The following is a 9,087-nucleotide window of genomic DNA, read 5'->3' on the forward strand; positions in this document are numbered from 1 at the left end:
GGGGGGGGGGGGGGGGCGCCCGCCCCCCCCCCCCCCCCCGGGGCCCGGGGCCCCCCCAAAAACCCGCGGGGGGGGGGCCCCCCCTTTCCCCCGGGCGCCCCCCGCCACCGGCGTCGTCGTTTCGTATGCCGCCCCGTCTCGACGTCGCGCCCGGGACTCGACCCGTGGCGACCGGGTCTCCCCGGTCGCGTCGTCGACGCGGTGCGGTATGCACCGAACGTCAGCCGTTCTCCTCGCGTCGACGACGCCAGCGGTCCTCGATGCGGTTCATCACCTTGGCCTTGTTGCGCCGCCGCGGTGCACGGCCGCGGCCCGCGCCGCCGCCTTCGCCCGCGTCGGCCGTCGCCGGTCCCCGACGCCAACCGGTGACCGCGAGGAGCGCCCCACCGAGCATCGCCAGAAAGCCGATGACACTGACCCAGATCTGTTGGACCATCATGCCGGTCATCAACAGGACGATGCCGAGCAGGAATCCGAGGATCGCCTGAACGGTGCGTCGCCGGGTATGCCGGCGCATGCCGGCTGCTTCGAGCGCTGTCGCGAATTTGGGATCTTCGGCGTAGAGCGCTCGCTCCATCTGCTCAAGCATGCGCTGCTCGTGCTCTGAGAGCGGCACGGCGTCCTCCTTCGTCGGCCGCGACGCGACCTTGCGGCCCTTTCAGGATAGGCAGGTAATCGCTGTCGTGAAAGCCACCCTCGGCACGGGCTCGACGCCCGACACCGCGTGAGGGTTCACCACATCGATTCCCGCCCCTTCCCACACTTGTGCCCTGCCCGACGCACGCTCATGTCCCCCGGTCAGGGCTTCGATGATATGCGGCCCGGGCGGGTTCGCGCTGAGGGATGGGGCCGGGCGGGTCCGCGTGGGCGGCGCGTGGGGCGGCCGGGGCCGGCGGCGGGCGGTGGTTCAGCGCCCTCGCGGGCCCCGCGCCCGGGGCCCGGGACCGAGCAGGGTGGCGGCGGTGAGCGCCGAGTCGCCGAATCGGCCGCGCACCGCGTCGGCCGCGCGCTCCACCTCGCGCCGGCCCGGATCCCGTTCGCCCAGCACCAGTTGGCGCGGAGAGCCGCCGCCGACCAAGCCCTCCACCCGGATCCCGACCAGACGCAGCCGGGCCCGTTCCAGGCCCAGCGCGCCGTGCAGCAGGCAGGCCACGTGGTAGATCTCGTGGCCCACGTCGGTGGCCTCGCGCAGGGTCCTGCTGCGGGTGATGGTGCTGAAGTCGGCGAACCGGATCTTGATCGTCACGGTCCGCCCGGCCGTCTTCGCCCGGCGCAGCCGGGTCGCGGTGCGGTGTGCGAGGGCGAGCAGGGTGCGGCGGATCGCCACCGGGTCGTCCACGTCGGTGGGGAAAGTCTCCTCGGCGCCGATACTGCGTTCGGGTTCCCAGGGGATCACCGGCCGGCGGTCCCGCCCCCAGGCGAGTTCGTACAGCCCGCGGCCCGCGGCGGCGCCGAGCGCGCGGCTCAGCGTCTCGACCGAAGTGTGGGCGACATCACCGATGGTGGTCAGGCCCAGATCGGTCAACAATGCGCCGGTGCGCTCGCCGACGCCCCACAGGCGGTCCACCGGGAGCGGGTGCAGGAAGTCCACCACCTGCTCGGGGCGGATCACGCTGAGCCCGTCGGGTTTGGCCAGCGCGCCGGCCAGCTTGGCGGTGAACTTGGTGTCCGCGATGCCGACCGAGCAGGTGATGCCCTGCTCGTCGAAGATCCGGGCGCGGATCGACTCGCCCACGATCTCCGGCGGGCCCAGGCGGCGGGTGACGCCCGCGAGGTCGAGGAACGCCTCGTCCAGGGACAGCGGCTCCACGCGCGGGGTGATCGAGCGCAGCACCTCCATGACGCCGCCGGAGACGCGGGCGTAGTCGTCGTGCTCCGGGGAGAGGAAGAGCGCGTGCGGGGCGAGCCGGCGGGCCCGGGAGGTGGCCTGACCGGCGTGCACGCCCAGCGCGCGCACGTCGTAGGTGGCGGAGAGCACCACCCCGCGCGGACCCTGGCCGGCCACCACCAGGGGGGTGTCGCGCAGTGTCGGGTCGCGGCGGATCTCGACGGACGCGTAGAAGGCGTCCATGTCGACGTGCATGATCGCCTGCGGCGGCGCGGATCGGGCGGTGCTCATCCGGCACCGCCCGTCCGGTCGTCGCGGCCGGGGCGGGAAGCGGGCCTAGTTCGCCGGCTTGCCCGCGAGCAGGTGCAGTTGGGTGGCCAGGGCGCGGTACTCGGGCTGTTCGGCCGCGGCGCGTTCGAGGTCGAGGAGGGCGTCGAACGAGCCCGGGTCGTCGACCAGGACGCCCGGGACCAGGTCGGCGAAGACCCGGATCGCGTGCACCGGGCCCGCCTCCAGGCCGGCCTTGGCGACCAGCGCGGTGAGGTCGGCGACGGTGAACCGGCGCGGCATCGGGTCGGCCGGGCCGTAGCGACCCTCGGGGTCGGCGAGCAGGTCGCGGGCCTGGTCGAAGTGCCCGGCGAGGGCGCGGGCCAGGACCGCGCCGGTGCGGTTGGCCGCGAGCAGGCTGAGCGTGCCGCCGGCGCGCAGCGCGCGGACGATCCGGCCGAGGTCGGCCGCGGGGTCGTCCACCACCTCCAGGACGCCGTGGCACAACACCACGTCGGCGGCGTCCGGCTCGACCACGTCGAACAGGTCGTGGGTGTCGCCCTGGAGGGCGCGGACCAGGTCGGTGACCCCGGCCTCGGCGGCCCGGCGCTCCAGCGCGGCGAGCGCGTCGGGGCTGGGGTCGACGACGGTGACCCGGTGTCCGAGTCGGGCGATGGGCACCGCGAGGTTGCCGGTGCCGCCGCCGGTGTCGAGCACGTCGAGGACGTCCCGCCCGGCCACCTCGGCCCGTCGGTCCAACGCCTCGCGCAGCACCTGCCACACGACGGCGGTGCGCATCGAGCTGCGCCTGCGCGTCTGGTCGGACACGAACACCCTCCTCCGGAACCGGTCGGGTTCCACCTTAGAGCGTGTACGGAGGTCATCCCGCGCTCCCGGGGCTGGCGTGCCACAGCTTGCGCGGGGCCTGCTTGGCGGCGGTGCCGGCGGGACGCAGGTCGGCGTACGGGGAGACCTTGAAGCCGCTGGCGTGCACCAGGACCCGGCGCTCGGCGGGCGCGGCGGACGCCGGCCGCGCCTGGGCCATCAGCTCGTGCACGGCCGGGACGCCGCCGATGCTCCAGGCGTCGTGCAGCGCGCCCAACTCCCAGCAACCGGTGGCCCGCAGCGACACCCCGCGCGGTCCGGTGCGGCGCAGCACGCCGCGCACCACCAGCAGCCAGGAGTGGAACAGCGTGGCCGCGTACGGGTCCTGGGCGTCCTCGAAGAAGGTGGTGTCGACCGGTCCGGTGGCGTCGTCCAGGGTCAGGAAGATCACCCGGCGGCCGGATCGGATCGGCGGCGTCTGGGTGGCCACCTTGACCCCGGCGACCAGCAGTTCGGCGCGGTTGCGCCGGTTCAGCAGGTCGCGGGCGCGGGTGATGCCCAGGTCGGCCAGGAACGGCGCGTGGAAGTCGAGCACGTGGCGGCCGGCGTCCAGGCCGAGCACGTCGAGTTCGGCCCGCACCCGTTCCACGTCGGTGAACTCGGGCAGGCCGGTGGCCGGCGGGATGTCGGGGGCCAGGCCCAGGTCGAGTTCGGCGCCCTCCTGGTGTCGGCCGCCCCGGGCTCGGCCGGCCCGGCCGAGGCGGTTCAGGTCGGCGAGTTGCAGGAGCAGGTCGCGGCGGGTGGTCGGGGCCGGGTGCACGGCGTCGAACGCGCCGATGGTGATCAGCCGTTCGGTGGTCGGGCGGGACGCGCCGCTGCGGGCCCGGAAGTCGACGAGGGAGGTGTACGGGCGGTGCGCCAGCACATGGGCGACCTCGTCGGCGCCGATGCCCTTGATCTCGGCCAGCGGGATCCGGATGCCGGGCGGCCCCTCGGGGAGGGGTTCGACCCGGTAGACGTCGTCGGAGCGGTTGACGTCGACGCCCAGGATCGGCACGCCGAACTGGCGCGCGTCGTCCAGGATCAGCCGTTTTGGGTACATCCCGGGGTCGTGGGTGAGCACGCCGGCCAGGAACGCGGCGGTGTGGTGCGTCTTGAGCCAGGCGGACTGGTAGGTGGGCAGCGCGAAGGCGGCGGCGTGCGCCTTGCAGAAGCCGAACGAGGCGAATGCCTCCAGGACGTCCCAGATCTTGTCGATCACCGGCCGGCTGTAGCCGCGGTGCGCGGCGAGTTCGTACAACCAGTCCCGGACGGCGGGTTTTCGCTCGTGGCTGCCCAGCGCACGGCGGGCCACGTCGGCGCGGGCGAGATCGCACCCGGTGGCGATGTGGATGATCCGGATCACCTGTTCGTGGAAGACCACCACGCCGCAGGTCTCCGCCAGCGCCTCGCGGAAGTCCTCGTGGATGTAGTAGGGCTCGGTCCAGCCCTGGCGGGCGGCCAGGAAGGGGGTCACCATGTCGCTCTTGACCGGGCCGGGCCGGAACAGCGAGATGTCCACGATGATGTCCTCGAACGTCTCCGGGGCGAACTTGCCGATCAGCTCGCGCTGTCCGGGCGATTCGATCTGGAAGCAGCCGAGGGTGCGCGTGGAGCGGATCAGGTCGAACGTGGCCCGGTCGTCGTGCGCGATCGTGTCCAGGTCGGGAGCGGCGCCGTCGACCCGTTCGATCTCGGCCACCGCGTGCGCCATCGCGGACTGCATCCGCACCCCGAGCACGTCGAGCTTGAGCAGTCCCAGGTGTTCGACGTCCTCCTTGTCGAACTGGCTCATCGGGAAGCCCTGCGCGGAGGTCTCCACGGGGGTGCGGTCGAGGAGGGTGGGGTTGGACAGCAGTACGCCGCACGGGTGCAGGGCGAGGTGTCGGGGCAGGCCGTCGAGCCGGGCGGCGAGCGCGAACAGGCCGTCGAAGCCGCCGTCCCGGGCGAGTCGGTGGTTGCGCAGTTCGGGCAGATCGCGCAGGGCCGGGCCGAGGTCGCGGGCGCGGATGTGCGGGAACGCCTTGGCCAGTTCGTCGATCTCGCCGGCGGCCAGGCCAAGGGCCGCGCCGACGTCGCGGATGGCGTGCCGGGCGCGGTAGGTCTCGGCCATCGACACGCAGGCGCAGCGCTCCGGGCCGAAGACCTCCATGATCCGCCGGTAGACGTCGGTACGGCGGGCGGATTCGACGTCGACGTCGATGTCGGGCAGCGCGGTGCGCCGGTCCGAGACGAAACGCTCCATCAGCAGGCCGTGTCGGAGCGGGTCGACGCCGGAGATGCCGAGCAGGTGGTTGACCAGACTGCCCGCGCCGGAGCCGCGGGCCGCGCAGCGCACGCCCATGTCCCGGATCAGGTCGACCACGCCGGCCACGGTCAGGAAGTAGGACGGCAGGCCGAGTCGGCCGATCAGCGCCAGTTCGTCGTCGAGGCGACCCAGCGCCTCGGTGGTGGGGGCGATGCCGCGCAGCCCAAGGCCCGCCTCGCACCGCGCGCGCAGTTCGGCGCCGGCCCGGCTCGCGGGCACGCCCAGCACCTCCGGCTCGGGGTAGAACACGCTGCCCAGGCCCAGGTCCCGAGCCGGGTCCAGGACCAGTTCGTCGGCCAGCGCGCGGCCGGCGCCGAGCAGCGCGGCGGCGGTGCCCCGGCCGGCCAGGCAGGTGATCTCGGCGGCGACGGCGACCATGTCGAGGGTGGGCTTGAGGTATGCCTCGGAACCGGTACGGGCCAGGTGGTGCGGGCCGAGCGGGACCAGTCGGCGGGCCGAGTCGAGCACGTCGGCGACCACGGCGTCCTCGCGGTCGGCGTAGCGCACCGCGTTGGTGAGCACGGCGGGCACGCGGTGGGTGTCGGCGAGGGTGAGCATCCGGGCCGCGTGGACGGCGGATCCGGCCCGGCCCGGCGGTGCGAGATGGCACACCAGTTCGAGGTACAGGGCGTCGTCGGGCATGGCGGCGCGGGCCCGGGCGAGCAGTCGTTCGGCGAGCGCGGGCCGGTCGGCGGCGAGCGCCCGGCCGACCTCGGAGTCGGGTCCGGCCAGTACGACCACGGCGCCGTCGGTCGCGGCCAGCGCCTCCCAGGTGGTCACCGGGTTGGCCCGGTCGCGCCGGTGCGCGTCGCTGATCAGCCGGCACAGCGCGGCCCAGCCCGCCTTGCCCCGGGCGAGCACGGTGACCCGGGGATGCCCGGGGTCGGTGAACGCGCCGCCGCGCGCGGGGGTGCGCCGGATCCGGCCCGGCGCTACGGGATCCGGCTCGGCGGGCAACACCGCCAGCTCGGCACCCAGGATCGGCCGGATGCCCGCCGCGAGGCAGCCGCGCGCGAAGGCGACCGCGCCGTACACCCCGTCCCGGTCGGTCAGCGCGAGGGTGTCCAGGCCGTGTTCGACCGCGCGCTCGATCAGGGTGCTCGGGTGCGAGACGCCGTAGCGCATCGAATGCCCCGACGCGACGTGCAGGTGGGCGAAGGGGCTGTTCGATCGATTCGGTCGGTTCATGGGTGGTGCCGGTTCTTGGGTGGGGGCGTTCGGTGGCGGGGCGTAAGAGGGACGGCGTTCAGTCGACGGGCGGGGGCGGGGCCGGGATCGGGGGCAGTGCGAGCAGGCGCACCACCAGGCGGAAGAAGGTCTCGACGTCGCGGATCAGGTCGTCGGCCTCGCGGCCGGTGACCGCGCCGGGCAGGCCCGCCTCGGCGGCGGCGCGCTTGCGGGCGCCGGACGCGAAGAAGGCGGCCCACTCGACCAGCTCGGGCGCCACCTTCGGCAGCAGTTCCCATGCGCTGCGCGGGGCCCGCCGGCGCCGGCCCGGGCGCTGCTCGTCGGCCTGTGCCCGGGCGGCGAGCACGGCCGCGGCCACCCGCAGCGCGGCCAGGTGGGCGGTGGCGTAGCGCTCCGCCGCGTCGGGGTTGACAGCGGCCTCCGTGAGCCCGCGCCGGGCCTGGGCCAGCAGGTCGAGCGCGCCGCGCGGGGCGGACGACCAGCGCACCGGCGCTCGTCGGATCGGCGGCGGCTCGGGTATGTGGGCGGACTGGTTCACACTCGTGCGCACACTCGCGCTCGCGCTTGCGCTCACGGAGTCACCTCCTCAATCGGCGGTCCGAGCCAGCGTCCAGGTCCCGGCGCCGGCGTCCAGGCTGAGGTCGTAGACGCCCAGTGGCGCGCTGCGGCCGGCTCCGGCCTCCACCCGCCACACCTCGCGCTCCCCCGTCGTCACGACAGCGGCTCGCGAACGCGCGTGCTGCCACCACTCGCCGGTCTCGACCCAGTGGCCGAGCACTTCCCGGACCACGTAGAGCCGGTCGTGCCACAGGAACCGCGCGGGGTCCCCACCACTGCGCAGCACCTCCACCGGATCGGTGTGCAGACGCGTCATACGGCTCCTCCTCTGCCGAGGCCCGGGCCGCGATGCGCTTCCCCACGCACCGCGACCCCGGCTGCCCATCCGTTTGCCCCGTGCCGTTCGAGTCGAACTTTCTCTCGAACAAAAGTTCGATCCCGTTTGCCAGTAAAGCTCGCTCCCCCACCCACGTCAACGTCATTGCCGCAGTACCGGGCGAACCGGCGTGTTCGATCGATGTTCGAGCATGTTCGCGTCGAACGATCCCCGTCCCGTCCACCGTGACAGGCCACTCCGACAGCCGACCCACCACCGACTCCGACCGCCGACGCCGTCACCGATTCCGCCGTCGCTTCCGTCACCGAGCCGGCCGACGTGCGACCCTGCTCGGGTGCGACCACGTCTGCCCTCGCCGCTGTGCGAGCTGTCCGATCCCCGGCTGACCGCCCTCGGCCTGCGCCTGTGCCTCAAACGGGACGACCTGATCCATCCCGAGGTGCCGGGCAACAAGTGGCGCAAGCTGAAGTACAACCTGGCGGCGGCCCGCGAGCGGGGCGAGCACACCCTGCTGACCTTCGGCGGCGCCTACTCGAACCACCTCCGGGCCACCGCCGCCGCCGGCCGCGCGCTCGGCCTGGCCACCGTCGGCGTGGTACGCGGCGAGGAACTCGCCGACCGCCCGCTCAACCCGTCGCTCGCCTTCGCGGCCGAACGCGGCATGCGGCTGGTGTTCGTGGACCGCGCCACCTACCGGGCCAAGCACACGCCACCGGTGCTGGAGCGGCTGCTCGCCGCACACGGGCCCGCGTACGTACTGCCCGAAGGCGGCAGCAACGAGGCCGCCGTGCGCGGATGCGCGGAGTTGCCCGCCGAACTCGGCGACGAGGTCGACACGGTCTGCGTCGCGGTGGGCACCGGCGGCACACTGGCCGGGATCGCGGCGGGATTGCCCGCCGGGCGGCGCGCGATCGGCTTCGCGGTGCTCAGGGGCGGCTTCCTCGCCGACGAGGTGGCCGACCTCCAGCGCCGCACCTATGGCGCGCCGACCGACAACTGGCACGTGGAGGACGACTTCCACCACGGCGGCTACGCCCGGCGCGGCCCGGAACTGGACACCTTCCTCGCCGACTTCGCGGCCCGACACGGCTTTGCGCCCGAGCCGGTCTACGTCGGCAAGATGTTGTTCGGGCTGTTCGCCCTCGCCGAACGCGGCGCGTTCGCCCCGGGCACCCGCCTGGTCGCGGTGATCACCGGCTGACCGGGCCGCCCGGCGCGCTCGAACCAAGGCGGCGCCGGCGCACCCGGGCCGCGCACCGCGAAAAGCGGTGGTCCGCCGTCCCCACGACCGGACCACCGCTCCGAACGACCCGCCGCCCCCCCGTGGCCGTCGTCCCCGTCCATCCGTTCCGTCGCCCCGTGTCGCCGGTCCCGATGTCGTCGCTCGCCTCCGCCGTCCCCCTCGAACGGCACTCCCCGAGGCTCCCCCTGGGCTCTCCCCGTGCCGACAACTCTGGCGGTCGGCCCGGGGGCGCGACATCCGTACGAATACTCAGAAACGCACCGAGTACGGGCGCCCATATCCCCCGTCGATCATCGTTTTCGGGGCACCGCGGATCCGGGGAAATAAATCTTCCCCGCGCGTACAACCCTGGACGGGGGTCGCGAGTCTTACCAATCGTGACCCGCTGGGGGGTGGGCCCGTAGACCGTGGGGAGCGGTCGCGGGATGGAGCGGGGGACCAGGCCCGGGGGGGGGGGGGGGGGGCCCCCCGGCCCCAAAAAACAATAACCAAGA

Annotated in this window: 7 protein-coding genes; 1 reads left to right on the top strand and 6 read right to left on the bottom strand. The window is 73.9% G+C overall.

Going from position 1 to position 9,087, the window contains the following annotated elements:
* Positions 1-220 precede the first annotated feature (220 nt).
* The 6 genes from ACWGR4_RS43260 to ACWGR4_RS43285 form a co-directional block, all read right to left on the bottom strand.
* Entirely contained in the window at positions 221-616 is a 396-nt protein-coding gene (locus ACWGR4_RS43260) for a DUF3040 domain-containing protein (protein ID WP_380012707.1), read from the bottom strand.
* A 291-nt stretch (positions 617-907) separates the two neighbouring features.
* Positions 908-2,119: a DNA polymerase IV gene (gene dinB / locus ACWGR4_RS43265; RefSeq protein ID WP_452133890.1), complete on the bottom strand. Its 1,212-nt coding sequence runs from the start codon at positions 2,117-2,119 to the stop codon at positions 908-910.
* Positions 2,120-2,164: 45 nt separating this feature from the next.
* On the bottom strand, positions 2,165-2,923 hold the full coding sequence (locus ACWGR4_RS43270; protein WP_380012701.1) for a methyltransferase domain-containing protein: 759 nt from the start codon (positions 2,921-2,923) through the stop codon (positions 2,165-2,167).
* Positions 2,924-2,975: 52 nt separating this feature from the next.
* A complete protein-coding gene (locus tag ACWGR4_RS43275; protein ID WP_452133891.1) occupies positions 2,976-6,455 on the bottom strand; it encodes a DNA polymerase III subunit alpha in 3,480 nt (1,159 codons plus the stop codon).
* 58 nt (positions 6,456-6,513) lie between these two features.
* The gene (locus ACWGR4_RS43280; RefSeq protein ID WP_371863019.1) at positions 6,514-7,029 is read right to left on the bottom strand and encodes an SAV_6107 family HEPN domain-containing protein; all 516 of its coding nucleotides are present in this window, start codon (positions 7,027-7,029) and stop codon (positions 6,514-6,516) included.
* A 12-nt stretch (positions 7,030-7,041) separates the two neighbouring features.
* On the bottom strand, positions 7,042-7,329 hold the full coding sequence (locus tag ACWGR4_RS43285; RefSeq protein WP_126638310.1) for a DUF6504 family protein: 288 nt from the start codon (positions 7,327-7,329) through the stop codon (positions 7,042-7,044).
* Positions 7,330-7,684: 355 nt separating this feature from the next.
* On the opposite strand from ACWGR4_RS43285, the gene ACWGR4_RS43290 reads away from it, so the two are divergent.
* Positions 7,685-8,551 carry a 1-aminocyclopropane-1-carboxylate deaminase/D-cysteine desulfhydrase gene (locus tag ACWGR4_RS43290; RefSeq protein WP_452133892.1) on the top strand — a complete coding sequence of 289 codons (867 nt, stop codon included), beginning with the start codon at positions 7,685-7,687 and terminating at the stop codon, positions 8,549-8,551.
* The last annotated feature ends 536 nt before the right edge of the window (positions 8,552-9,087 follow it).

The sequence above is a fragment of the Embleya sp. NPDC055664 genome, assembly GCF_053618075.1.

Bases quoted from the DNA above. Each gene is read 5' to 3' on its own strand.
- dinB (WP_452133890.1), bottom strand. From the start codon at position 2,119: ATGAGCACCGCCCGATCCGCGCCGCCGCAGGCGATCATGCACGTCGAC.
- ACWGR4_RS43275 (WP_452133891.1), bottom strand. From the start codon at position 6,455: ATGAACCGACCGAATCGATCGAACAGCCCCTTCGCCCACCTGCACGTC.
- ACWGR4_RS43285 (WP_126638310.1), bottom strand. From the start codon at position 7,329: ATGACGCGTCTGCACACCGATCCGGTGGAGGTGCTGCGCAGTGGTGGG.